This is a genomic window from Leptotrichia sp. OH3620_COT-345 (assembly GCF_003932895.1).
In the GTDB taxonomy this organism is placed as follows: Bacteria; Fusobacteriota; Fusobacteriia; order Fusobacteriales; family Leptotrichiaceae; genus Pseudoleptotrichia.
This window is the reverse complement of record NZ_RQYW01000017.1, coordinates 1-26,389: the sequence shown is the minus strand read 5'-3', so window position 1 is coordinate 26,389 and position 26,389 is coordinate 1. Positions and strand designations below refer to the sequence as shown.

Sequence of the window (26,389 nt, the reverse complement as noted above, 5' to 3'; positions counted from 1 at the left end):
ATTTATAATTATATTTATTTTATATCTGACTGTTTTCTATTCCTATAATTTATTTATCCTTATCTAATTTTTCCTGACTTTTTGTTATCAAAAAGACTTTCCCCCTTTTATTATCTCTAAATTATTTAATTCTCATACTTCATCTTTACATATTTAAATTGATTGTAATTTATAAATCCGTCAGCTTCTTAAATATTATATTAATTTAAATTTCCGGATAATGTAACTAAAGTTAGAATTAAATTCTGATAAATGTTTTTATCTCTATTTAAATACTTCTCCCGCTTCTTTATACCACAGAACTAAATCAAGTTCATCCATTCTTATCCCTGAGTATTCAGAATATTCTCTCATTTTTTCTTCTATTTCATAATATTTTTTTTCGGTAATGGACTTCGGAACTTCATCAATTATATTAAGTTCCACAAGATTTCTTAATATATGCCTATCAAGTATGGCAATTTCCTTCCCAAATCCTAAGTTTCTAAGAACATGGTTAGCCTCTTTCATGCCCATTCCTTTTATATTTTTAAATATCCACTTTCTTTTCTCAAAAGTATCTCCTTTTTCAGAAAGAATTTTTTTTGGTTGTAACTTTCCATTTTCAGTCATCAATTCTCTCAACTCCACAAGGTATCTCGACTTATTATTTTTAAATCTTACAATATTAAGATACTCTGCTATTTCTTCGGCTTTTCCATTAAAAAGCAACCCGTTATTTACTAATGTAATAATAGCCTGCCATGCATTCTTTGCTTTTGATTGGGGAGTCAGTATACAAAAAGCCACTTCGGCAAATATTTCTTTTTCATTTTTTCCCCACGATTTTTTATATCCTTTTATAGCTTTATCTATATCTTTCTTAATTTTTATATATATCTCCAATATTTCATTATGAAGCTCTTTATTGAGTCTTTTTTCAAGTCTGTTTTTTTTAGTCAAATTATTTCCTCCTTACATTATTTGTTTCTCTTCGTTATTCAAGATAAAATTTCCCTATTGAGTCAAGAGCTTCTTCAGTTTCTTTTAAAGGAGCAAGAATCCAGTCATGACATAAATTTTCTCCAATATAAAGTTCTATTGTCGTTCCTACTGCAGTATCAATCATATCACTAAATTTCATACAATCGGGATACAATACTTCATTTGTTCCGAAAAGAAGCATTATTTTACCGAGATTATCCATATTCCCATAAATAGGTGATACAAGATTTGATTTTAAATCTATATTTCCTGCATACTTTTTTCCCGCTTTTATTAATCCTTCAACCGGTAATAACAGATCTTTATCTTCAAAATCTTTAATTTCACTATTTGTCATAGTTATATCTAACCAAGGCGACATAAGTACCGTTTTTTCGGGAAAAGGCAAAACTTTTTTATCTCTCATTTCCTGTAAAAAAGCCAATGCCAGTCCTCCCCCGGCGGAGTCCCCAAAAAAATAAAATTCATCATCTTTATTTTCTGCGGTAACCAATTTATAAGCCTTCATCATTATGTCATGAGCTTTTTCCGCAGTATATTCAGGAGCTAAGGGATAATCAATAAAGGTAACTTTCAGATTATATTTTTTCACCATTCTTTCAACAATATTTTTATGACTTCTTACCGCTCTCAGGACATACCCTCCTCCATGAAGAAAAATAACATGACGGTTCAAAGATTCTTTACACTTTACCGTAAGAACTTGAAATTCATCAATAAAATATTCCTCTGTCTGAAAACTTTTATCAAAATTATTCTTATTGAAAAAATCCGTGTCTCTTCTGGGATTTTCCATTGCTCTTTCATTTCCTCTTTTTGCATTTACAAGCTTTGCTACCGGTACCGCTATATCAGATAATAAACTCATTGTTCTGCAATTACTGGTTATGTAATTGCTCTCCTCTCTCTGTTCTGTTTAAGATTTTGATATTATACCATTTTTAAGAATTCTCTTCAATTTTATATTTTTAAAGATATATACAATCGGGCATTATTTTATATTTAAAAATAATCGATCTCACACTGTAAATTAATAAAATGTTCCAAATTTTGACAAAAATGAAATATTTTTCCAATCTTTTTTGTAAAAAAAGTTGTACCAAAAAACTATCCAACTCAAATTATTTCTCTCTCAAAAATACTTTATTCGCTAAAAAATCACAAACTCGTACCGTTCAAACAGTAATTTCTCATTATTAAAACTTCCCTATCTTGTGTAACCGCATACTGTATGATCGCTTCAAGTATAAACACAAGTACGCCCTCTTTCTTTATTTTCTTTCTGAACTTATTCTCACGCTTTCATATCAAACCAGCTACAACTTACAGATGTCAATATTATTAGAATATTTTCATATAATCCGTCTATATTTCTTTATTACTTTAATTAAATTATATCTTAATTAAAAAGAAAAAATTAACTTTCGAAAAAGGTTTTTTATCCTCATTTCATATTATTACTATTTAAGTTTTTCAACATATTTTCGCTTTTTTTATTCCTGACATTTAAATTTTAGTGCAAAAAATATAAATTTATTTTAATTACATAAATAACTGTTTGAAAATATATAATTCTACTTTTATAAATATAATGAACAATATCTTACTTAATACTTTTTTCTGTAATTCAATGCTTCCAATAAATGTTCAATCTCTATATTTTGAGAGCCGTCCAGATCTGCTATTGTTCTTGATACTTTTAGTACTTTATCATACATTCTCATGGATAAATTCAGTTCTTCCACAGCTTTTTCAAATATCTGTTTTGTTTCTTTATTTATTTTACAATATTTTAAAATCTGTTTTCCGCTCATTTTGGAGTTAAGAAAATCGGAATTAAACCTTTTTTTCTGTATTTCTCTTGCACTTATAACTCTTCTTCTTATTTTTTCCGATGTTTCAGATAACTCCTCACTAAATATTTCGTCTTTGTTCAGTCTTCTCATTTCAACGTAAATATCCATTCTATCCAGTAGAGGTCCTGAAAACTTTTTCTGATAATTTTTTATATCTCTCAAACTGTCCTTACAACGGGGATCATCAGCAAAAAAACCCCCGGGCGTCGGATTAGAAGCTGCTATAACTATATTATTCACAGGATATGTAATTATAAGATTAGCCCTTGAAACAGTGACATTTCCATCTTCCAAAGGTTGCCTTAATGCTTCCAATGTCTTTGTGCTGAATTCCCCCAGTTCGTCCATAAAAAACACACCGTTTAAAGCCAATGTTATTTCCCCTGCTCTTAAAGCTCCACCTATTAATGCCGTTTGAGTAGCTGAATGATGTGGTGCTCTGAAAGGTCTCCTTTTTATTATCGGTTCCACATCCGAAAGCATTCCCGATATACTGTAAATTTTAGTCGTTTCTATTATTTCACTCTCTGTCATCTCTGGCAATATCGTAATAAATCTTTTGGCCAACATTGACTTACCCGAACCGGGATCTCCCATTAAAAATATATTATGCCCTCCTGCCGCTGCAATTTCCAGTGCCCTTTTAGCCAAAATCTGACCTTTTACATCAGAAAAATCCGAGATTTCCACAGATGTTTCTCCAATATCTACCTTACAGTATTTTTCAGCATTTTCTCGAAGTTTCTCATAAAATATTTCTTCATTTAAGAAATCGGCAGCTTCCTTTATTTTAGTTACAGGAACTACTTTTACACCTGAAATAAGTTTTGCTTCATTGTAATTTTCCAGAGGTACTATAACCCCCTTTATTTTTCTTTCCTTAGCCAATATTGCAGCATTTATGGCCCCTTTTATCGGTTTTATATCTCCATTTAAAGATATTTCTCCCAATATAAGATAATCTTTAAATTTTTCCATATTATTAATTTTTCCGATATTTGCAAGTATTCCTAAAAATATCGGCAAATCGAAATGACTTCCTTTCTTACGAACATCTGCAGGAGAAAGATTTACAAGAACTCTTTTTATAGGGAATTCCAGTTTCATATTTTTGAAACAGTTCCTTATCCTTTCCTTACTTTCTTTAATTGCCTGATCTCCCATTCCGACAATATTGAAAACCGGAAGTCCGTTAGATACATCAGCCTCCACTTCCACAATATATGATTCAACTCCTAAATAACTACAACTTAACACACTTATAGCCACATTTCCCCCTTTTATTTTTATTAATCTTTTTTTAATAATTTAACATTTTTACAAAATTTTTGCAATATATTTATTTTTTAATAATTTACTAATTTTATTCAAAATTTTTTAAAGTTTCTAATTCTATTTTTTCTATAAATAAAATTTTTTCACACTCCAGAATATCTTTTTTTCGGGTTTTATAATCGATTATTTCAACTTTCCATTTTCCACAAACTGCAAATACTCTTAAAAATTGTACTTTTTTTTCTTCCTGTACTATTTTTCCTTTGTATGATATTTCACACACTTTATTTTCAATAATTGCTTCCAATATTTCTTTTAATATCGAACTGTTTTTCATATACTTTTTCATTTCAATCCGTAATATTTTTTCTATCATTGTCACTTTTTCCATCTGTTTTTCTGAAAGACATGTCTGAAATTTACTTTTCAGTTTTTCAATATCAATATTAAATGGACACATATCATAAGTTTCCAGTGTAAGTATCGCAAAATATAAAGAATGTATCTCATCTACAGTAAACATAATTGGAGATAAAATTTTATTATTCAGAAGCCTGTATTTTCCATTTCTTCCCAATTCAGAGTATATAGCCATCCCGATTCTTTCCAGAGATTGAATATCCCTTAATGCTGTCCTTTTGGAAATCCCATATTTTTCAGTTATATCTTTCAAATTAAAATAAGTTTTTTTATTGAGATATATCATCATATCATTTATTCTTTCAGATTTATTCATATACTCTCCTATTCTCCTTTTTTCAAAATTTTACAATTAATAGTGTCAATAATTGTCACCTTTAAATAGTATAATATAAATAAATAAAAAAAGAAAGGCGGAAAAATTATGGACAGACTACAGGAAGAATTTAAAAATATAATGAAAGAACAGACTGAAATAGCACTGGCAACATCAGTAAACAATATCCCCAATGTAAGAATTACATGTTTTTACTATGATGAAGAAACCAAAATCTTATTTATGTCGTCACTTAAAAATCATAAAAAAATAGGAGAATTTTCCAATAATGACAATGTTGCATTTACGACTATTCCTAAGACTTCGAGTAAATATGTAAGAGGGAAAGGAAAAATAAAAAAAAGTGACAAATCCGTATACGACTTAAAGGATAAATTTATAAATAAAATTCCCTATTTAGAATATATTATTGAAAAAGTAGGAGATTCTTTAATACTTTTTGAAATACCTCTTTCTGAGATCACTCTTACTTTAGAAAATCAGGATATTCACAAAATTAGCATTTTATAGGAGAAAATATGAAAGAAAATAATCGTTGCCCATGGGCAAAAGAAGAAGAAGACATTCATTATCATGATACTGAGTGGGGCGTCCCTTCCCGTGATGATAACTATATGTTTGAAATGCTTATACTTGAGGGCTTTCAAGCAGGACTTAGCTGGAATACTATTTTAAAGAAAAGAGAAAATTTCAGAAAAGCTTTTGATAATTTCAATTATAAGAAAATTTCAAAATATAACCAAATCAAACTTGATGAACTGATGAAAAACGAAGGGATTATAAGAAATAAACTCAAAATCAATTCTGCTGTGACAAATGCTCAAGCATTTATTAAAATAAGAAAGGAATATGGCTCTTTTTCAGATTATATATGGAGTTTTACAAATAACAAACAAATTATAAATAAATGGGAAAATCTGTCACAAGTTCCTGCTACTACGGAACTTTCCCACAAAATCAGCAAAGAACTTAAAAAACAGGGGTTTAAATTTGTCGGCTCTACAATTATTTATTCTTTTCTACAAGCAATCGGTATAATTGACGACCATTTAATTTCCTGCCCATATAAGACAAAATCATAATAATACATTTTAAAATTATTCATAATATTAGAAAAATACTTAAATTACAAAATTTTATATAAACCGTTATTTTAATAAAATCAAATCAATAAAATAGCGGTTTATATTTTTTTATGAAATATTTTCTATTTATAAAGCCGTCTCATCTTCTTTTTACAAATTATTAAAATGAACAGCAAGTTTTTTGATTTCGTTCCTAATAAATTCCTTTAGCTCTTGAGGCTCTATGGAAATTATATTTTCTCCATATTTTAAAAAATAATCCGCTATAAATTTTTCTTCATTTTCATTATAAAAACCCTTTATTATATTTTCCCCGTTGTCGGTAACTAATCTCATGGAAGGATAATTTTCTTTGTAAAATATATCCAATGCTTTTTCTGAAATTTTAATTTCAAAATCAACTGATTTTTCATTTCTATATATTTCAGGAACTTTTTTAAGAATATCTGTTATCCTGTATTTTGAACATTCTTCTATTTTATCCACAAATATAATTTTATCACATCGAAAAATTCTTATTTTCCCATTTTTACAGTTAATTCCTTCAGCATACCACTGTGCATAACTAGCACATATTCTAAAAAATTGAACTTTATAATTTTTTAAATTTCCTTTTTTATTATATTCTATGTTGCAAATTTTATTTTCTATTATTGCTTCCAATATTTTTTTCAGTAAAGGACTGCTATTCTTATGTTTATAAATCTCAAATTGCAATACTTTTTTCATAATTTCAATTTTTTTTAGCCTCTCATCCGGCAGACAACTACGGAATTTTTCCTCCAGTTTATCTATATTCAAATCAAACGGTGTTGTTTCATAACCTCTAAGTGTCAACATACAGAAGTAAAGAGCATGTATTTCATCTATAGTAAATATGACAGGTGCAAGAAGCCTTTTACTTAAAATTCTGTATCCTCCGTTTTTCCCTTTTTCAGAATAAATAGGCACTCCGATTCTTTCGACAGTCTCTATATCTCTTAATGCTGTACTTCTTGAAATATTATATCTTCTTATTATATCTTGTAAATTAAAATAACTTATTTTATTAAAATACATTATCATGTCATTTATCCTCTCGGATTTATTCATTTTTCCTCCTATTTTGATACTTTTTCTGCCTTTAAATTATATCAGACAAAAGTTTCATAGTCTGACACTTTTTTACACTATACTTTATTATACTCTAAACATGAAAGGACAAAAAAACAATGAAAAGAAAATATTTTATTTCAAATAATTTAAAACTGTCTTATCTTGAAAACGGATTATCAGGAAAGCCTGTTATTATCTGTCTTCATGGACAATTTGGAAATGCAAGGTATTATTCAAATATCCTAAATTTTAAAGATTATCATGTATTTAGTTTAGATTTTCGGGGACACGGTTTCAGTCAACATTCAAAATATGGAAATTATAAAATTTCCGATTTTTTAAATGATTTTTCGGTATTTTTGAGTAATATTATAAAATCTGAAAAGATTACAGTTATAGGACATTCTTTAGGAGGATTAGTCGCATATCATGCTGCTGCACTATATCCGAAGATTACCAAAATTATTTCTGAAGATATAGGAGTTTTCATAAATGAAGATATTTCATTTACCAAAGAAATACCTGATTATGAAATTAGTTTGAGAAATCTTGAAACCGGTTTAAAAAATTTAGGTATAACGGAACCCGCTTACTTTCTTGAAAGTGCAACAGAAGATGAAAAAGGCTGGAAATTTCGTTTTGATAAAAATAATATATGGAAACCTGAAAACACATTAAACGGCAATTACTGGGATATTTTTTTGAAAAGTAGCTGTCCGATACTTTTAATACACGGTCGCCAATCTTGGGTTGTATCAGATGATGAAATTTTTGAAATGGAACAAAAACGACCAAACACAAAAGCTGTAATAGTCGAAAATTCTTCTCATGGAGTAAATATGGATAATCCTGATGAATTTATCAAGAATGTGATTAAATTTTTACAATAAAATTTGATAAAATATAATAATAACTGTTCCGTAAGTAAAAAAACGATTTTTATTCCACTATAAATCAATATATTTTAAAAATCAAAAAAAATTCTGATATTTTAAGAAATATTGTATAACCGGACATCTTTTTTACTTATAGAACAGTTTTTTATTTTAAATTAGCACTGTTATAAAATTATTATTTATTTTAAAAACAACTCCGTAACTGCTAAAAATATTTCTCCCAATGCTATAACGGTTCCTATTACTGCAAATATTATGTTCCACTTTTCCCTTGTTTTTTCTTCTCTTTCTTTTTCCTTTTCTTCTTTTCTCTTTAATTGATAAATACCTATTTCTCTAATAAAATTTAAAGTTTTTTCCAGTTCATTTATTTGATCCGTGATATTATATTTTTCCATTAAATATTCTAAATACTTTGAAGTTTCTCTTTCTTCATATATAGGATGTCTATAATATACTTTAGCAAAAAATATCATTATTTCCTTTATTATTTTCTCTACTTCTTTCAGCCTTTCTTCTTCAAATCCTTCATACATTTCTTCTATTTTCAATTCCGCCGCTTTTTCCTGATAATATCCTATCATTTCTTTATAATAAATCAATATCAAAGTTGATGTTATTTTCAGTCTTTTACTTTCTACAATATCATTTTCATTATTGCCATTGAATATTTTAAAAGCTTCTTCACTCAATATAAATCTTGTCACAAAATTTTCCGAAGATTTGAAATAATAATAAAACTCCCCTGTATCTCTATGTTTTCCCATGAAAATGTTATTTCTTAAATTAGGTTTCAATGAATTTCTTTTTGATATATTATTATCATTTATAAATTCTATATTTTTTTCAAATTCTTTTATATTTATTTTTTCAGGTTTCAATATTTCTTCGATGTAACTTCTATAAATTATTTCATCTCTTTCATTATCTCCAAAATTTCCCATTTCTTCTCCTTATTTTTAAATTATTGCTAAATAAATCAAAGAAGCTTTTCAATATATTCTATTCACTGAAAGATATATACGAAAAACTCCTTTACCAACTGTTATTCCATATTTTGTTTTTATGATTGCTATTTACAATAATAATTTTTCAAACCGATACTGTTAAAAAATCACCCCATAAACTAGTTCATTTACACTTTTCTATTTTTCATATTCTTATATAAAATTTTCCATAACCAACTTTGCAAGTATACCGTTTAAAAATTCCTTTGTATCATCATAAGAGTATTTTTTGGCAATTTCCAAAGCTTCATTTATTGCTATTTCATACCCTATTTTTTTTATAAGAATTTCATAAAAGGATATTTTCAGCAAAACTTTTTCCAGAACTCCCAATCTTTCATAAGTCCAACCATCCAGTATATTTTTTATTTTTTCTATTAAAAAATTTTCATTTTCTATTATTTCAATAACATAAGATTTTAAAAATTCAATATGTTCCTCTTTTTTTATTTTATTTTCTTCTATTACTTCGTTAATTCTTTTATTGATATTATTGTCAATAAGTTCTTTTTCAAAAAGAAGTTTGAATATTTCTTCTCTAATTTCTCTACGTGTCATTAAATTACCCTTTCTAAACCGAACTTATATTAATCAATTTTTTCTTCATTGACAGTTTCCGGAACAACCGTTTCACTCATTTTTTCTTCCGTATTCATTACAATTTCCACATTACTTTCTTGAGGTGCTTCTATTATTTTCTTTTCTACAATTGTTTCCCCTAAAACTTTTTTCAGCTTAACTTTACTTTTTTTGACTGAAATTCCTGTAGAATTAAACACATACTCGGAAAGTTTTTCCTGTATTTTTAAAAGTTTATCATTTAAGTTATCTACATTATAAGTATCTACAACAGCTTCTATAACTACAGCCCTACCTTTAGGATGAGATTTTACTTTTGAATTTTTAATAATTTCCTGAGAACTCAGAAAATCCTTTGCTACTTCATTTATTGTTTTTATAGTAACTTCTATTTCTCCGGTTTTTGTTTTAACTTTTCTATTTTGAGAATATTTTGTAACTTTATTAATGTATGACAGTAAAAATATAAGTAAATACAATATTGAAAGTAATCCGAATATTACTTTCACTCTTACACTTCCCAAATCTACCATATTATCAAATTTAGCCAAATAATCCGTTTTCATTATAAGATCAGATACACTTGCAAAAGCTGCCCCCAAAATTCCCGCTATTACTGACAGTTTTGCTAAAAAGCCTAATATTGTTATCATAAATCACTCCTTCTCTTAATTATTTTCTTCCGCTATTTCCACAGGTTCCGGTATTTCGGTAAGATTCTCATGAGTATCTTTTACCACTTTTTGTATATAGACATTAACTTCCTGTACTTTCAAACCTGTCATTTCAGTTATGGCTTTAACTACTTTTGTCTGTATTTCTCCTGCCAGTGCCGGAAGCTGATATCCCAGTTTTGCAATGATATACAAGTCAAGGGTACACTCCGTTTCACCTACTTCAACATCAATTCCTTTATTTCCTGTTGAAGAAACACTCTGGAAAAACTTAGTTATTTCATTTTTCGGAGCATTACCTGCCAGACTATATATTCCGTCAATTTCTGTTATTACAGATTCTGCAATAGTTGCAACAACATCTGATGATATACTTATATTTCCTAACTCGTTCATTTTATTACCTCCTATTTTTTATTATAAATTTAGTATTATTAACTATTTCCCTGATGAATCTTTAAAATGTGTTTCTATAAAATTCGTATATACTGTTCCTTTATTAAACTCCTTGTTATCAAGAACTTTCAAATGAAAAGGTATCGTAGTATCTACTCCTTCAACTATAAATTCCTTTAAAGCTCTTTTCATTCTTTTTATGGCTTCTTCCCTTGTTTTCCCTTTTACTATAAGTTTAGCAATCATTGAGTCATAATAAGGAGGGATTTCATAATCCTGATAAGAATGTGAATCCACTCTTACTCCTATTCCTCCTGAAGGAATATATTTTTCAAGAGTTCCCGATGAAGGTAAAAAACCGTTTTCAGAATCTTCAGCATTTATCCTGCATTCTATTGCATGACCGTCTATCTTTATATCCTTTTGAGAAAAACTCAATACTTTTCCTGCTGCTACTCTGATCTGCTCTTTTATTAGATCTATTCCTGTTATTTCTTCACTTATTGTATGCTCTACCTGTATTCTTGTATTCATTTCCATAAAATAAAAATTCATATTTTTATCTACAAGAAATTCAAGAGTACCTACACTGTCATAACCTATGCCTTTTGCCAGTTTTGCCGCAAATTTCCCCATTTTTTCCCTTGTTTTTGCATCAATTCCTGCTGAAGGTGCTTCTTCTATAAGTTTCTGGTGTCTTCTCTGAATGGAACAGTCTCTTTCACCTAAATGTACCACATTTCCAAACTTATCTCCTATAACCTGTATTTCTACATGTCTCGGCTCTTCCACATATTTTTCAATATAAACATCAGGATTTCCAAAAGCAGCTTTCGCTTCATTTTGTGCAGCTATAAAATTTTCTGTCAATTCTTTTTCATCATGAGCAATTCTCATTCCTTTTCCTCCACCTCCAGCGGTAGCTTTTATCATAACTGGATAAGTTATCCATTCAGCTATTTTCTTAGCTTCCTCCACATCGGGAACTATTCCGTCAGAGCCTTTTGTTATAGGAACTTTATTTTTTATAGCTGTTTCCCTTGCAGTTGCTTTATCTCCCATCATGTTAATCAATTCAGGTTTCGGACCTATAAATACTATATTATTCTGTGCACATATTTTCGCAAAAGAAGCATTTTCAGCTAAAAATCCATATCCCGGATGAATAGCTTCACTTCCCGTTATTTGTGCAGCTGATATTATATTAGGAATTTTCAGGTATGAATCGGCACTACTCGCAGGCCCTATGCAAACCGCTTCATCAGCCAGTTTCACATGTAATGAATCCGCATCAGCCTCGGAATATACTGCAACGGTTTTTATGTCCAGTTCTCTTGCCGCTCTTATAATTCTTACTGCTATTTCTCCTCTGTTTGCTATTAATATTTTTTTAAACATTGCTCCTCCCAAAATTTATTTACTATGTAAAATTATTTTTGTCAAGTTATTGTATTACAATACTTCTATTACAAATAAGGATTTAGCATAGTCCACTGTTGACTGATCGGAAATGAGTATTTCTTTTAATATGCCGTCAACATTAGATTTAACGTCAGTATCTATTCCTATTGTTCTAATCTTTGCTAATTTCATACCTTTGTAAACTTCCATTCCTTTTTCAAGTCTTTCGAGTATTATTTCACCCACATTTCGAGATTTTATAACTTCCTCTTTGATTGTACTTTCTATTTTTTCAGATGTTCCTATTCTTTTTGTTTCCTGCGGTGTTTCTTTTGAAGATATTTCGGAATTAGTCAATACAAGCTTTATTTTCCCATATCTAACTTTCATTTCAGCCATTTCTTCCTGTTTTAATATCTTCATCAGTTCCTTTATATCTCTAAGTTCCATTTCTCCTCCTATGAGTTTATTTATGAAATCTTTTTATAATTTTAACATATAGATTGAATTTTTTCAATCTAACGTACTTTTATTTTTTTTAATCCTATAAGTTCCACCAGTTCAGTTAAAAATTTCTTTGATAAATTAACATTATATTTTTTATTCAGTTTTATAATTTCTTTTTTATTTTCATCTGTATTCACTGCAAGAAAAACTTGATTATTCCCTTTATTATTTATTATAAGTTTTTTTATTGCAGATACCTTTTGTTCACTTTCCCTATCAATTAAAACGTATAAATTCAAATATTTATTTTCATTTAACTCATCAATACCATAAATTTCATTTATGACAATTGAATGTCCACTTTCCTCACTATTCAAATGTCCTTCTACTATAACAGCTTCATCTTCGATTATTTTATAACCGAGATTTATAAAATCTTTAGGAAAACATATAACTTCTATCATACCTGTAAAATCTTCCAATTCAAATTTTGCCATAGGTTCCCGTGATGCTTTCGTCACAATTTTATTTACATTTTTTATTATTCCCGCTATTCTTACTTTGGACATTTTTCCCTTTTTATTGCTTATTTTCATATTTTCCAGTTCTGAAATTTTTATATGCTCCACTATTTCAAACTGTTTTCTTTTATCATCCATCGGATGACCCGATACATATATTCCCAAATATTCCTTTTCATTTTTAAGTAAAGTTTTTTTCGGATATTCTTCAAGTTCTTCCATTTTAAAATCTCCGACTTTTTTACTCTTACCTCCGAACAGTATCATTTGCAAATCTTCTTCAGCCTCATATTTTTTTTGACTCCACTCCATTACTCTGTCAACAGATGAATATTTTTGATTTCTATTTCCGTAAAGGCTGTCCAGACTTCCTGAAAAAATAAGAGATTCCATTTGTTTTTTATTAAGTCCCTTCTGTTTCATCCGATAAGTAAAATCCTCATAAGAAGTAAAAATACTGTTTTTTCTTTCTTCCATTATTTCCTTTACAAAATTTCCCCCTATTCCTTTTATGGCAACAAGACCGAATCTTACACCGGTCTTTTCGACTTTAAACTCATAATCAGATAAATTCACATCAGGGACAAATACATTTATCCCCTTTTCCCTTGCTTCATTTATAAATAATGACAGTCTTTCTATATTGTACATTTCCGTGGTCATTACAGCCGCAAAAAATTCTACAGGATAATTTGCCTTAAAATATGCAGTCCAATATACTATGAGAGCATAAGCTGCCGAATGAGACTTATTAAATCCGTATCCTCCGAATTTATCTATAAGATTGTATATTTCATTTGCATTTTTAGCGGAGACATTGTTTTCCACAGCCTTTTGCACAAATTTCTCCCTGTTTTCCTCTATTAGTTCAGGTATTTTCTTTCCTATTGCCCTTCTCAGCTCATCAGCTTCTCCTAAAGAATATTTTGCCATTTCATTTGCTATTTTCATGACCTGCTCCTGATAAAGTATAACACCGTATGTTTCTTCAAGTATTTCTTTCAGGGATTCATCAGGATATTTTATTTCCGCTCCTGTATTTTTAGCTGCTATAAAATCTTCGACCATTCCGCTACGTAACGGACCCGGACGATATAAAGCAAGAAGAACCATTATATCTTCAAATTTTTCTATTTTTACTTTTTTCATCAATCTTCTTATCCCCGATGATTCACACTGAAATATTCCCAATGTATCTGCATCAGTCATAAGTTTATAAGCTTTTTCATTTTCAAGGTCTATATTTTCCAACCTCAAAATTTCTCCTCGACTTTTTTCGATATTTTCCACAGTTTTTCTTAAAATTGTTAAGTTTTTCAGACCTAAAAAATCCATTTTAAGTATACCGAGGTCTTCGAGTTCTTTCATCTGATACTGGGTAGAAAGTACGGAAGTTTTACCATCAGAGTAAGTAGGTATTTCCTCATCAAGTACATCTTTTGAAATTACTACTCCTGCTGCATGTACTGAAGCATGTCTTACTCTACCTTCTATTTTTAAAGAATAGTCGATTACTGTTCTGATTTCAGAATCTTCATCATACATATTTTTCAGGTTACGGACTATTTCAAGTGCTTTACCCAAATCCATATTAAAAGGTATCATTTTTGCAATTTTGTCAATTTTTTTAAGATTTATATTCAGTACACGTCCTACATCTCTTATTGCCGCTCTTGCTTTTAAAGTCCCGAATGTTATTATATGAGCTACATGCTGTGTACCGTATTTGTTTAATACATAATTTATAACCGTTTCTCTTTGTTCCTGATCAAAATCTATATCAATATCGGGCATTGATATTCTTTCAGGATTTAAAAATCTTTCAAAAATCAGATTATATTTCAGAGGGTCTATTTCAGTTATATTAAGAGCATAGGAAACAAGGCTTCCGGCTGCCGAACCTCTTCCCGGTCCTACATATACTCCGTTTTCTTTAGCATATTTTATAAAGTCCCATACTATTATGAAATATCCATTATACCCCATATTATTTATTACTTTAAGTTCATAATCAGCTCTTTGAAAAACATATTCCATTTTTTTGGAAGTCAATTTTTCTTTTATTTCATCCTCTTGTTTTTCCTTTGTTATTTCAATGTTTTCTTTCAGATACCTTAAAGCTATGCCTTCATAAACAAGCTTTCTTATATAAGAATTTTCACTGACACCTGAAGGAAGTTCATATTTCGGAAATTTAAACACATCAAATTCAAAATCCATACTGCAATTTTCAGCCAAATTAAATGTATTTTCAATTCCTTTATTAAAAAAATCTTCCCCTATATTGGAAAAACTTTCTTTTATTTGTTCATATGTCTTTAAATACAGATCATCATAAAATATATTTTCCTGAACAGTTTCTATTTTATTCCCCTCTTTTATTGAAGACATTATTTTCTGAAGTATCGCATCTCCATTATGAGGATAATACACATCATTTGTTATTACATACGATATCCCCGTTTCTTCTACCATCTCCGAAAGACTTTTTCTCACATTTTCAAGTCTTTTTACAGCCGGAATTTCTATAAAAAAATACTCTCCGAAATCTTTAGCCAATTTCAAGGCAACTTTTTTAGCTTCAGAATATTTGTATTCTATTATTCCTTGTGTTATTTCACTGTATATTCCTCCTGAAAGAATATAAATATTCTGTGAGTGTTTAAGCAGCTCTTCATACTTTATTTTATTTCTTCTCTTATTAAACCTGCTGTATGAAAGTGAAGAAAGTTTTGACAAATTTCTGTATCCGCTTTTATTTTTTGCAATCAATGTCAGGGAATATTCTCCCTCGGATACAATTCCATCCAAAAAGACTTCAAGCCCTATTATCGGTTTTATCCCTGATTTAATACATTTCTTATAGAATTCCACTGCTCCGAACATGGAAGTATCGGTAATAGCAAGAGTTCTCGCTCCAACAGTAAGAGCTTTTTCCATGTATTCGTCAATTTTACCTACTCCTTCAAGAAGAGAATATTCAGTATGCAATTTTAAATGCACCATTTTATTTTCCATTATATCACCTTTATTATAGGCTATTTACCATTAATTTGAAACAATATTTTTCAGTACATTGTAAATACCGTCATCATCATTGGATAATGTTATCCTGTCTAAAAAAAACTGTTTTTTCAGCTCATCTGTAGCATTTCCCATTAAATATCCGTACTTTACACTTTTAAGCATTTCAAGGTCATTCCACTGATCTCCGAATGCCATTGCTTCATTAGAAGAAATATCATATTTCCTAAGCATTTCCAAAACTGCTGTTCCTTTATTCACTTCTTTATTCAAAACTTCTAAATATGTAGGTTGAGAAAATACAAAATTTACATCCGACAGTTTTTCATCAAGTTCTTTTTTCAGCTCTGTCAATATTCGGTTTTCTGCCAGAAATAAACCCTTTGTCGATGTTTTCTTCTTAAATTCATCAAAATTAATTAATCGATAAGGTATTCCCACACGTTCAGCATAGCCTATTCCTTCTTCACTTTCCTGTTCTATATATAATTCATCATCGTTGTAAAGGTTCAGATGTATCCCTTTTTCCCTTGAGATTTCTATTATTTTTTTTACATTTTCCACATTTACAGGCTTTTCATAAACCACTTCTCCTGTATCGGGAATGACAATTCTTCCTCCATTATATGTAATGACTGGTGTTGTAATTCCCAATTCTTTCACAAAAGGATACGAAGATCTGAAACTTCTACCTGTAGAAATAAATATTTTAATTCCTTTTTCTTGAAGTTCTTTCAATTTTTTCTTTAATTTCAAAGATATTGTATGATCACTTTTTAAAAGTGTACCGTCCAAATCCATAAATATAGCTTTTATTTTCATCTGTCCTCCCATTTTTCTAATTCCGTATATTTCTTTTTTCCGAATAATGTAGCTCCATATCAAGAATATCTATATCCATCTCTATATTTTCTATAAAATTCCCCTTTTCATCTTTTATGCTATTTTTTGTAAAAAATAATATATCTACATAAAAATCTATAAACGAATATTTACTGTTACCCTCCGAAATGCTTTCTCTTTTTTCTGACAATGCATCATCCAGCTCGAAAAAAACCGTTTTTGTTTTATAATCAGAAACAATATTTTGTGATACGGACATTTTTTTCAAATCCGTCTTCAATTTTTTTATAAATTCCTTTTCTCCTAAAATATCAAGCATTTCAAACAGTTTTACAAAAGTTTCATATTTCCTAATTTCCCCATATTTTTTATATATTTTCAAAAAATCTTCAGTCTTTTTAAGATTAATTAAAAATTCATTATATTTCTGATGTATTAAAATTTTCTTTATGTCATAATACTTACTTTTATTTAAAGAAAATAAATGTCTAGTTACTTCATCTGAAATTATATTTTCATATTTTACAGATTTTCCTTCTTGTAAAAGATATTTCCTGACTTTAAGTATATAAAAAAATTCCTTTTGAATTTTTTCATACATATTTAAAAATTTAACTCCGAAGTCTCCCCATTCATTATTTTTTTGTTCTGAAAAAGAAACAACAGGTATAAATATTTCTATAATATAATTTAAAACCGATATTTCAGAAATTCCCTCACTGCTTTCGTTTCTAACATTTTCATATTCAATAATAAAATTAAATATTCTATTTATTTTGAAATATCCCAGATAACTACTATATTTTTCTGGAAGCATATTGACTTTATCTATAAAATGCCATGTTAATTTTTTATATTTATCTTCATACCATTTTTGAATGGTATCATATTTTTTTATATCTTTAATTAAAATTTTGTTATAATCAAAATTTATTCCTATCAGCTCATATAATTTTTCATTTATGATTATTTCCTCTTGTAAATGTGTAAGTTCTCTATCAATCTTTTTTAACTTACGGCAGCATTCTTTTAATTCTTCTCCGTCAATTAGACACTTATAGTCAAAATTTTCATTTTCATTTGTTTTAACCATATTTATAAAATCAATTGCACTGAAAAGATATCCTATATTTTCTCCCCTGTTTTTACTTAAAAAATATTTATGATCTAAAATAAATAAAAATAAATCATTAATATTTTCTCCATTAAAATTTTTAAGTATATTATTTTCTTTTATAAGAGTCTTCACAGGAACAAATACATTTCTGTTCCAATTTTCAGCAGCTTTTTTATAATCTACATTTTCATTTTTTTTCTTATGAAGAAAATTCATATAATTTTCAATTTCATTTCTTAAATATTTATATTTTGAGGGATTTGTTAAAATGACATTTCCTATCCCTGTTTCTTTTTCAAAAAGCATACTTTCTCTATAGATTATTTCATCTGTATCATCCTTTGACGGCAAAAATTCTTCCACTTCCGCTTCAATCGAAACAAAATTTAAAAATTTCGCAACAGAAATTCTGTGATTTCCGTCATAAACATAATAACTGTCCTTTATTTTATATAATATTACAGGAGGTAACATATTCTCATCAATATATCCTATATAAATACTCATCCATCTTTGTTTTATTATATCTTTTGCAGGTACAAAATTTTTATTAAAATCCTTATATTTTTCTACACTTCCTACAATTTTTTCCAAGGAAATTTCTTTTATTCCTATATAGACACTGTTATAGGCATTCTCCCTTTTCTGAACCTCAGAAAAAGATTCCAGATTTTCCTTTTTTTTCAATCCAAAAAGTCCCTTTGATGATTTTAAAAATTTTTTATATGCTCTATCCGCTTCAAACAAATGGGCGGAATTTCTATCCATGTTTCCATTCCTCCGACAAATATTATTTTTCAATAGTAAATATTCTGTATCCGAACGTATTTGAGACTATCGTTTCTCCAACTTTCGTATCCTGATGATCCATAAAATTATGCAAATGTATATGTCCATGTATCCAAAGCTTAGGCTTAAAACGTTTTATAATCATATGAAAAGCTTTAAATCCATTATGTACACCATCATTTACATCATGTATACCTTCAGGAGAAGCATGACTCAAAACAATGTCCACTCCTTTCAATAGATGAAAAATATTTTTTAAAATTTTTATTTTCATCTGTTTTTCAGTATATTGATGTTCCTTAAATGAATACACTTTACAACCATCCAGTCCCAAAATCCTGAGCCCTTTATACTTTAAAAACTTTCCGTCTATAACTTTGGCAAATGTTATGGGATAATCTTTATGATAAATATGATTTCCATTTACACATATTATATCTTTATTTAGTACGGATACAAGAAAATCAAGATATCTGTTGGAAACATCACCTGCAGACATTATAAAATCAATATCTTTAAATCTCTGCTTTAAAAATTCTTCTTCCATATTACTTAATATTTCAATATCGCTTATACATAAAAATTTATATTTTCTTTTAATAACTTTATTCTCCTCTTTCTATCTTTACAATTTCCTTTAAATTATCTATAAAATAATCAATTTCTTCTTTTGTTGTATATCTTCCGATACTCACTCTGAAAGAATTTTTCAGTTCTTCCTTTGACAATCCCATTTCTTTAAGCACATATGAATCTTCATGAGCTCCCGACATACAGGCTGAACCTCCGCTGACACATATTCCCCTTAAATCAAGAGCAATAAGCATAGTCTGCACATCACATCCACTGATACATATGTTGGAAATCATATTTATCCTTTCTGCTTTTTCTCCATTTATTTCTAATCCCTGTATTTCATTTTTCAGGCGTTTTTCCATATATCTATGGAGTTCTTTTTCCTTTTCATCTTCTTCATACATTGTCTTATACATTTCTTCCATTGCAGTTCCGAGTCCGATTATCCCTTGTATATTTTCAGTCCCCGCTCTCCTGTTTCTTTCTTGAGAGCCCCCCCATATTTCCTTTTCCACAAGAAAATTTTTATCAAGAAATATAAATCCGATACCTTTCGGTCCGTAAAATTTGTGAGCTGTGGCCGTTAATGCACTTATTCTCATATTTTTAGGAAAAATAATCTCCTTTCCTATTGCCTGAACTGCATCAGTATGAAAAAGTATACTTGTTCCTTCAAGTATCTTTCCTATTTCTTCTATAGGTTGTTTTACTCCCGTTTCATTATTTACATACATTATTGAAACTAAAACCGTATCTTTCCTTACGGAATTTTTCAACTGCTCAATATCAATAATACCTTCTCTGTCGACATCTATATATGTTACTTCATATCCTTCCCTTTCCAGCTGCTGACATGTTTTCAGCACTGTAGAATGTTCTACTTTCGATGTTATAATATGCTTTCCCTTATATCCATAAGCATTTAAAGCTCCCCTCAAAATAAGATTATTCCCTTCGGCTCCTCCTGATGTAAATATTATCTCATTAGCTTCCACTCCCAGACATCCCGCTATAGTATTACGTGTTTTTTCCATTATACCTTTCGCTTTTTGACCGAGTCTGTGAGTTGAAGAAGGATTGGCATAAATTTCCTCATAAGACTCTGTAATCTTTTCAATGACTTCAGGCATAATTTTTGTTGATGCAGCATTATCCAAATAAACTAATTTCAAAATTATTTCTCCTTTTCTCTTTTTCCTTCTGCAACTTTCTCTCCGAATTACATTTTATTGGGATTCTGTTTACTGTTCTGAATATTTAATAAATAATCATCTTTTAAGTCATTTTTTATTACTTGAAGTATTTCCTGATTATCATTTACTTTTCCATCTTCAGATATGAGTCTTATAAGATTTTCTTCAGAATCAAAATAATATTTTGCTTCTTCATTTTTTGATTTTTTCAAATCAAAATACTCTGTATCCCCGCTTTCTTTAGCTTTTTTCTTAGTCCAGCCTACAGGTCGATTATATGTTATTTTTTTCTGATACAAATAATATATTTTTCCGTCTTTTATATAAAACTCCTGTATTAATCTCCCTGTTTCAGCAAAATGTTTGACTACAAATTTTTTCAGTTCTTTGTTTTTGTTATAATAATTTATATATTCACTTTCTTTCTCTCCGTCAGATTTTATTTTTTTACGTAAAGTTTTATCTTTATCTGTTTTTTCTATTTCTTTTTCCGTTTTTTCTATTATTTTTTCAATATCTACCCTCACAATGTCTGATTTTTCCACTGCAGTAGTACTTTTATTCCGAGGATTCGGATTTTTCACAGCACAGCCCAAAGTAAAAATCCCCATAAATATCAATATGGACATAAACTTTGATTTATTATCCCTAAATATCTTGATTTTATATCTCTTCTGCATACATATTCACCGCCTTACTTATTTTTAGATTCCAAATATTACCTTTCCTGAATTCTTTCCGAAAAATCATTAATAAAATCTTCTATTGTAAGAATCTTTCTACTCATAGAAAGTTCATTTGCCAGTTCACTTATATACGGACGTTTTATTTTCCCTTTTACAAGTATTTCTTCCTCTTTAAAAATATCCTTTTTATCACCGTCGGCAATTATTTTCTTATTTGCCATTACTATTACCCTGTCAAAGTTATTTACTACAAATTCCATATCATGAGTAATTGTGATTAAAGTTTTTCCCTGTTCAACTAGTTTTCCTATCAGTTCATTCAGTATAATAATACCTTTTAAATCCTGACCTGCAGTAGGCTCATCCATTATGATGACATCAGTCCCCATTGCAACTATTGCAGCTATTGTAACAAATTTTCTTAAAGAATAAGGCAAATTATACGGATTTTCCCTTATATAACCGCTTAGTCGGGTCAATTCCACTGCCTGTTCAATCATTTTCTTCACTTCATTTTCAGTATATTTTAATTTTTTAGGTCCAAATGCTATTTCATCATAAACATTATTATGAAAAATCTGATCCATAGGATTCTGAAATACATATCCTACTTTTCTGCTCATTTGTGCAGTTGTATAGTCTTTGGTATTCCATCCTCCCACAATGATATTTCCTTTTACAGGCTTTAAAAGTCCGTTCAACATTTTTACTCCGGTAGTTTTCCCTGCACCATTTTGACCGATAATTGCTACATTTTCTCCTTTTTCTATATTTAAGGATATATCATCTATTGCCACAGTTCCGTCAGGATAAATAAAACTAACTTTATCCATTTCTATAAAACTCATTCAGTTCCTCCCGATTCCATTGATACCTAATCCAATTTTCCTGTTATTTATTTCTATTTTTAATTTTTCCGAATTCATTTAATGTATCTTCCTTTGTTACGGGTATCTTTTCAAACTTTACTTTATCAGAAAATTTCCTTTCGAGTTCATAAGCAAGCATTGTATATCTGGGTATTCCTATCTCCTTTTCTATGAGAATCTTATTTTTCAATATTTCCTTCGTATCTCCTGTCAAAATTATTTCTCCCTTATCAAGAACTATAATTTTTTCAGCATATTCAGCAATCATTTCTATTTTGTGTTCAACAAGTATTACTGTCTTTCCTTTTTTTGAAAGCATATTTATTATTTTAAATATTTCTTCAGTCCCCTGAGGATCCAACTGAGATGTAGGCTCATCAATTATAAGTATTTCCGGATCCATTGCTATTATTGAAGCAAAAGCTACTTTCTGTCTCTGCCCTCCTGACAGTTCATAGGGATTTTTATCTTTCAGATACTCTATCCCGATTAATTTCAATACTTCTTCTACTTTAGCCCTTATATAATTTACTTCAAGCCCAAGATTTTCAAGTCCAAATGCAGTTTCTTCAAAAACGGTTTCTTTTACACCGCTTATCTGAGTAAAAGGATTTTGAAATACGAAACCTATTTTTTCAGTAATTTCTTTCGGTGAATATTCTGACAGTTTTCTATTTTCAATTGTCACTTCTCCTAACAGCTCCCCTTTGTAAAAGTCAGGGATAAATCCTCTCAACAAATTACAGAGAGTAGTTTTTCCACTTCCGTTTTTTCCTATAACTGCCCAAAATTCTCCTTTTTTTATATCCATATTTATATTTTTTAATACCCAATTTTCTGATAGAGGATATTTGTAATTTATGTCTCTTAATTTCAAATATTCCATAATTTCCTCCAAATAATACACAATACAATAAAAACTACTAACAATATCCTGAACAGTAAATCATATGAAACTTTTTCAATATCGTATAACCTTGTTTTTTTTACCCCCGATGAAAATCCCCTTGCTTCAAGCGTTATAGCCCTTTCTTCAGTATTTTCTATAGAAGAAAGTATAAGAGGAAAAAATATAGGTATAAATGCTTTTGCTCTCACAAAAATATTACTTTCAGTTTCTACTCCTCTTGCTTTTTGTGAATCCATTATGACATTTGTTCTTTTCATCATTTCAGGTATTATCTGTAATGTAAGCAACACTACGTAAGCCGCTTTTGAATTCATTCCCGCTTTTTCAAGAGAAATTACAAAATCTCTTATCGGAGTTATTTGAAAAAACATTGTAAAAGCTGAAACAAAAGCTGTAATTTTAGAAGTCAGGTTTACACCTTTCATAATCCCCTCCTTATACACGGAAATAAATCCCAACTTGAACCAAATTTCACCTTTGGAAATCAATATCCCTTGTATAATAAAAATTATTATGAAAAGTAGAATTAAACTTTTAAATACCTGCTTTGTATATTCTTTTAATTTCCCGCAGAAATAAACTATAATACCGCATATCAAAAATATTAAGTAGGAATATATATAACCGGGTATAACAAATGCTGACATTATCAAAGTAAATGTCATCATTAATTTTGTAGTCGGATAAAGTCGCCTAAATATGTTTTTTTCCATATCTATCCCCCTGCTACACTTAATTTTTGGATTTATTTATATACTTTTCTCCATATTTGAATTTTATAAGATATCTTGATGACATACTTCCCAATATTAAAATACAGATTATTACAGTTACAAGTTTATCAGCAAATTCTGTTATTATTGAGGAGCTTATAACAGCGGACCATATTTGCTGTCCTGAAGCCAAAAACAATGCAGTTATGGAAGAAGTCATGTTTCCTGTGACTCCTCCGAATACAATTACTGTTATCGGGGCAGAAATAACTACTGCAATTATCGTAAGCACTAATGAAGAAATCGCAATTTTTATTATATTATTCCCGAACTTAAACCTTGTCAAAAATCCTGCAGTCAGGGCCAAACCTACAGACGTAGGAATATATGCCAGATAAACAGGATCAAATATCCCGCTTACTACACTTGTAAGTATCGCTGCTATAGCTCCTATCCAAGGACCTGCAAGAAAACTTATAAAAACCGTTCCTACTGTATCTAAAAATATAGGAAGATTAAGCAGTTTTACAAGACCGAAACCTGCCATATTTATTGCCACGGCAACCGGTATTAACAAAATAGACATTAATGAAAAATCTTCTTTTATACTTTTCATAATAATTTCCTCCCGTTTTTTTATATTTGATATTTATTTTTCTCTTTCATTGAGCCACTTGAGGATTTCATCATAAATCATATATTTATTTATTTCATTTAATGATTCATGCCGTCCTTTATCATTTGCAATTACATTAATTCTTCTTTTCTTTTTTCTCAAAACTGACAAAATTTTATTCACATGTTCAATATCCATTACTTTATCTTCAGTTCCGTATACTATAAGAATATTTGCATCTGTCCTTATTTTTTTATACTTTTTATTTAAAAAACTCATTGTTTTCAATATTCCCGAAAAGACTTTTGGTGAGAGAAGATATCCACAGAAATCACTTTCCTCATATTTTCTAACTTCTTCTGTGTTTCTTGTCAACCAGTCAAATTTGGTTTGATTTGGAGCAAAAAAAGCATTGTATTTTTTAAACTCCTTATTAAAAAACGATTTTTTCTTAAAAATCATCATCCTTTCAAAAATAGAAAGTAAACTTGCTTTAAAGACTTCTGATTTCTTCTTTAAAGGAAATCCTGACAGAATAAAATATTTATAATTATTTTCAATAGCCCATTGAGTAGTTATCAACGCTCCCATACTGTGGCCGAATATTGTTGTATTTTCAGGTTTTATACCTCTGGAAATAAGTTCCTTTTCAAAAAACACATCTATATCCTTAAATACACTTTCTATTCCTTTTTTTCCAAAGTCTCCTATTTTTTCTGTTTTAAGTTCTCCATGTCCTCTAATTTCAGGAATAAAAACATTGTAACCATTTGCACATAAAAAGTTGCCAAATTCTTCATATCTCCATACAGGCTCTGCAATTCCATGTAATATAACTATGTCATTTTTAAACTGTTCTCCTCTGTTCGAGCCGAAATACAAATACGGGATTTTTGTACCGTCAAAACTCTCAAAATATCTCTTTTCCATCCATTCTTCCTTTCCTTATTTCATTATTCTATTTTAATATCCAACTTTGAAATAACAATTTATTTATTTCATTTTTTCTTTTCCTGAATTTTTTTTATAACTTTAATTACCAACTTTCTTGGAAGAAATTTTGACCCTAGTACAGCTATTTTATTTATAATTCCCGGAATAATAATCCTTTTTTTCCGTGTAAAATCCTTATAAGCTATTTTCGCCACTTTTTCAGCTGGCATTACCTTCATTTTTGAAAATAATCCTGCTTCAGTTAAGTTTGAACTTTTTTCAAATTCCGTTTCAGTTGGGCCGGGACAAAGTACTGAAATATATACTCCTGTATTTTTCAGTTCCTCTCTTAACGCTTCAGAAAATGAAAGAACAAACCCTTTACTCGCATAATATGTAGCCATAAGAGGACCGGGCTGAAATGCCGCAACAGAAGCTACATTTAAAATCCCGCCTTCACCTTTTTCCAGCATTTTATTTACAAAAATTTTAGTAAGTTCAACTAATACCTTTATATTCAAATTAATCATTTTATCATTTTTTTTCATTTCTTTTTGAGAATATTCTGAAAATGCTCCGTATATTCCTACTCCTGCATTATTTATCAATAAGTCAATTTCAATATTCTTTTCTTCCAGAATATTAAATAATTTATATGAGGCATTTTCTTCTGCCAAATCGACACGTACTATTTCAATTAATATATTCGAATTTATATTTTTCAATATAATATTTCTCAATTCTTCCATTTTTTCAAAACGTCTTGCAACAATTACAAGATTATAATTCTTTTCAGCATATATTTTTGCCAGTTCGTATCCAATACCGCTGCTCGCTCCCGTTATTAAAACCGTTTTCATAAATCAAACTCCTAAGAAATGTTACTTTCATTATACCAAAAAAAGAAATAAAAAGAAATAATAAATAAGAATATTAGAAATAAGAATAAAAAGTGTAAATATATATTATAAAAACGGATAAAAAATTAATTTACTAAAAAATATTCTTTTATTATAAACTAATATATAATTTTTGCCTTATTAAAATAAATTACTAAAAAAATATCCTATCAAAAAAACATTCTTTTATCTTAACATCAAAAGAAAATACTGTAATTATAAAAATTTCTAAACCCAATTAAAATTTT

At 29.0% G+C, this 26,389-nt stretch carries 26 protein-coding genes; 3 read left to right on the top strand and 23 right to left on the bottom strand.

All coding sequences use genetic code 11. The annotated features are described in order from the left end of the window. Window positions 1-264 precede the first annotated feature (264 nt). From EII29_RS09390 to EII29_RS09375, 4 genes are all read right to left on the bottom strand, one after another. Window positions 265-942, bottom strand: a complete 678-nt coding sequence (locus tag EII29_RS09390) for an N-glycosylase/DNA lyase (RefSeq protein ID WP_125237274.1) — start codon at window positions 940-942, stop codon at window positions 265-267. Between the two features lie 34 nt (window positions 943-976). Then, a complete protein-coding gene (locus EII29_RS09385; protein ID WP_125237273.1) occupies window positions 977-1,852 on the bottom strand; it encodes an alpha/beta hydrolase fold domain-containing protein in 876 nt (291 codons plus the stop codon). Between the two features lie 739 nt (window positions 1,853-2,591). Beyond that, on the bottom strand, window positions 2,592-4,109 hold the full coding sequence (locus EII29_RS09380; protein ID WP_125237272.1) for a YifB family Mg chelatase-like AAA ATPase: 1,518 nt from the start codon (window positions 4,107-4,109) through the stop codon (window positions 2,592-2,594). Between the two features lie 94 nt (window positions 4,110-4,203). Then, a complete protein-coding gene (locus EII29_RS09375) occupies window positions 4,204-4,851 on the bottom strand; it encodes a YafY family protein (protein WP_125237271.1) in 648 nt (215 codons plus the stop codon). 108 nt (window positions 4,852-4,959) lie between these two features. Here EII29_RS09375 and EII29_RS09370 point away from each other — a divergent pair, with 108 nt between their 5' ends. Further along, on the top strand, window positions 4,960-5,382 hold the full coding sequence (locus tag EII29_RS09370) for a pyridoxamine 5'-phosphate oxidase family protein (protein ID WP_125237270.1): 423 nt from the start codon (window positions 4,960-4,962) through the stop codon (window positions 5,380-5,382). 8 nt (window positions 5,383-5,390) lie between these two features. Further along, complete coding sequence (locus tag EII29_RS09365; protein ID WP_125237269.1) at window positions 5,391-5,954, top strand: DNA-3-methyladenine glycosylase I; 564 nt, start codon at window positions 5,391-5,393, stop codon at window positions 5,952-5,954. Between the two features lie 153 nt (window positions 5,955-6,107). Here EII29_RS09365 and EII29_RS09360 read toward each other — a convergent pair whose 3' ends face one another. Beyond that, window positions 6,108-7,049, bottom strand: coding sequence for a YafY family protein (locus EII29_RS09360; RefSeq protein WP_125237268.1), 942 nt, complete (start codon window positions 7,047-7,049; stop codon window positions 6,108-6,110). A gap of 119 nt (window positions 7,050-7,168) precedes the next feature. Here EII29_RS09360 and EII29_RS09355 point away from each other — a divergent pair, with 119 nt between their 5' ends. Further along, window positions 7,169-7,942 carry an alpha/beta fold hydrolase gene (locus EII29_RS09355; RefSeq protein WP_125237267.1) on the top strand — a complete coding sequence of 258 codons (774 nt, stop codon included), beginning with the start codon at window positions 7,169-7,171 and terminating at the stop codon, window positions 7,940-7,942. Window positions 7,943-8,127: 185 nt separating this feature from the next. Here EII29_RS09355 and EII29_RS09350 read toward each other — a convergent pair whose 3' ends face one another. The 18 genes from EII29_RS09350 to EII29_RS09265 form a co-directional block, all read right to left on the bottom strand. Beyond that, window positions 8,128-8,892: a hypothetical protein gene (locus EII29_RS09350; RefSeq protein ID WP_125237266.1), complete on the bottom strand. Its 765-nt coding sequence runs from the start codon at window positions 8,890-8,892 to the stop codon at window positions 8,128-8,130. 216 nt (window positions 8,893-9,108) lie between these two features. Further along, window positions 9,109-9,513 (bottom strand): transcription antitermination factor NusB, encoded by a 405-nt coding sequence (gene nusB, locus EII29_RS09345; RefSeq protein ID WP_125237265.1) that lies wholly within the window; start codon window positions 9,511-9,513, stop codon window positions 9,109-9,111. A 29-nt stretch (window positions 9,514-9,542) separates the two neighbouring features. Next, window positions 9,543-10,187: an alkaline shock response membrane anchor protein AmaP gene (gene amaP, locus EII29_RS09340; protein WP_125237264.1), complete on the bottom strand. Its 645-nt coding sequence runs from the start codon at window positions 10,185-10,187 to the stop codon at window positions 9,543-9,545. A 15-nt stretch (window positions 10,188-10,202) separates the two neighbouring features. Beyond that, window positions 10,203-10,604, bottom strand: a complete 402-nt coding sequence (locus EII29_RS09335; RefSeq protein WP_125237263.1) for an Asp23/Gls24 family envelope stress response protein — start codon at window positions 10,602-10,604, stop codon at window positions 10,203-10,205. Window positions 10,605-10,646: 42 nt separating this feature from the next. Beyond that, complete coding sequence (accC, locus tag EII29_RS09330; RefSeq protein WP_125237262.1) at window positions 10,647-12,002, bottom strand: acetyl-CoA carboxylase biotin carboxylase subunit; 1,356 nt, start codon at window positions 12,000-12,002, stop codon at window positions 10,647-10,649. A gap of 54 nt (window positions 12,003-12,056) precedes the next feature. Continuing rightward, window positions 12,057-12,455, bottom strand: a complete 399-nt coding sequence (locus tag EII29_RS09325) for an acetyl-CoA carboxylase biotin carboxyl carrier protein subunit (protein WP_125237261.1) — start codon at window positions 12,453-12,455, stop codon at window positions 12,057-12,059. Between the two features lie 68 nt (window positions 12,456-12,523). Then, window positions 12,524-15,991, bottom strand: a complete 3,468-nt coding sequence (dnaE, locus tag EII29_RS09320) for a DNA polymerase III subunit alpha (protein ID WP_125237260.1) — start codon at window positions 15,989-15,991, stop codon at window positions 12,524-12,526. A gap of 30 nt (window positions 15,992-16,021) precedes the next feature. Then, a complete protein-coding gene (locus tag EII29_RS09315) occupies window positions 16,022-16,819 on the bottom strand; it encodes a Cof-type HAD-IIB family hydrolase (RefSeq protein WP_125237259.1) in 798 nt (265 codons plus the stop codon). 16 nt (window positions 16,820-16,835) lie between these two features. Beyond that, a complete protein-coding gene (locus EII29_RS09310) occupies window positions 16,836-18,725 on the bottom strand; it encodes a DUF4032 domain-containing protein (RefSeq protein ID WP_125237258.1) in 1,890 nt (629 codons plus the stop codon). A 22-nt stretch (window positions 18,726-18,747) separates the two neighbouring features. Further along, entirely contained in the window at window positions 18,748-19,320 is a 573-nt protein-coding gene (locus EII29_RS09305; RefSeq protein WP_255411033.1) for a metallophosphoesterase, read from the bottom strand. A 31-nt stretch (window positions 19,321-19,351) separates the two neighbouring features. Beyond that, on the bottom strand, window positions 19,352-20,494 hold the full coding sequence (locus EII29_RS09300) for a cysteine desulfurase family protein (protein ID WP_125237256.1): 1,143 nt from the start codon (window positions 20,492-20,494) through the stop codon (window positions 19,352-19,354). A gap of 47 nt (window positions 20,495-20,541) precedes the next feature. After that, entirely contained in the window at window positions 20,542-21,195 is a 654-nt protein-coding gene (locus tag EII29_RS09295; RefSeq protein ID WP_125237255.1) for a hypothetical protein, read from the bottom strand. 38 nt (window positions 21,196-21,233) lie between these two features. After that, on the bottom strand, window positions 21,234-22,049 hold the full coding sequence (locus EII29_RS09290) for an energy-coupling factor ABC transporter ATP-binding protein (protein WP_125237254.1): 816 nt from the start codon (window positions 22,047-22,049) through the stop codon (window positions 21,234-21,236). Window positions 22,050-22,092: 43 nt separating this feature from the next. Next, the gene (locus EII29_RS09285) at window positions 22,093-22,956 is read right to left on the bottom strand and encodes an energy-coupling factor ABC transporter ATP-binding protein (RefSeq protein ID WP_125237253.1); all 864 of its coding nucleotides are present in this window, start codon (window positions 22,954-22,956) and stop codon (window positions 22,093-22,095) included. After that, window positions 22,944-23,693 carry an energy-coupling factor transporter transmembrane component T gene (locus EII29_RS09280; protein WP_125237252.1) on the bottom strand — a complete coding sequence of 250 codons (750 nt, stop codon included), beginning with the start codon at window positions 23,691-23,693 and terminating at the stop codon, window positions 22,944-22,946. The genes EII29_RS09285 and EII29_RS09280 overlap by 13 nt, the downstream gene beginning before the upstream one ends. 19 nt (window positions 23,694-23,712) lie before the next feature. Continuing rightward, on the bottom strand, window positions 23,713-24,309 hold the full coding sequence (locus EII29_RS09275; RefSeq protein ID WP_125237251.1) for an ECF transporter S component: 597 nt from the start codon (window positions 24,307-24,309) through the stop codon (window positions 23,713-23,715). 33 nt (window positions 24,310-24,342) lie between these two features. After that, window positions 24,343-25,239: an alpha/beta fold hydrolase gene (locus EII29_RS09270; RefSeq protein ID WP_125237250.1), complete on the bottom strand. Its 897-nt coding sequence runs from the start codon at window positions 25,237-25,239 to the stop codon at window positions 24,343-24,345. Window positions 25,240-25,307: 68 nt separating this feature from the next. Further along, window positions 25,308-26,102: an SDR family oxidoreductase gene (locus EII29_RS09265; RefSeq protein ID WP_125237249.1), complete on the bottom strand. Its 795-nt coding sequence runs from the start codon at window positions 26,100-26,102 to the stop codon at window positions 25,308-25,310. Window positions 26,103-26,389 lie beyond the last annotated feature (287 nt).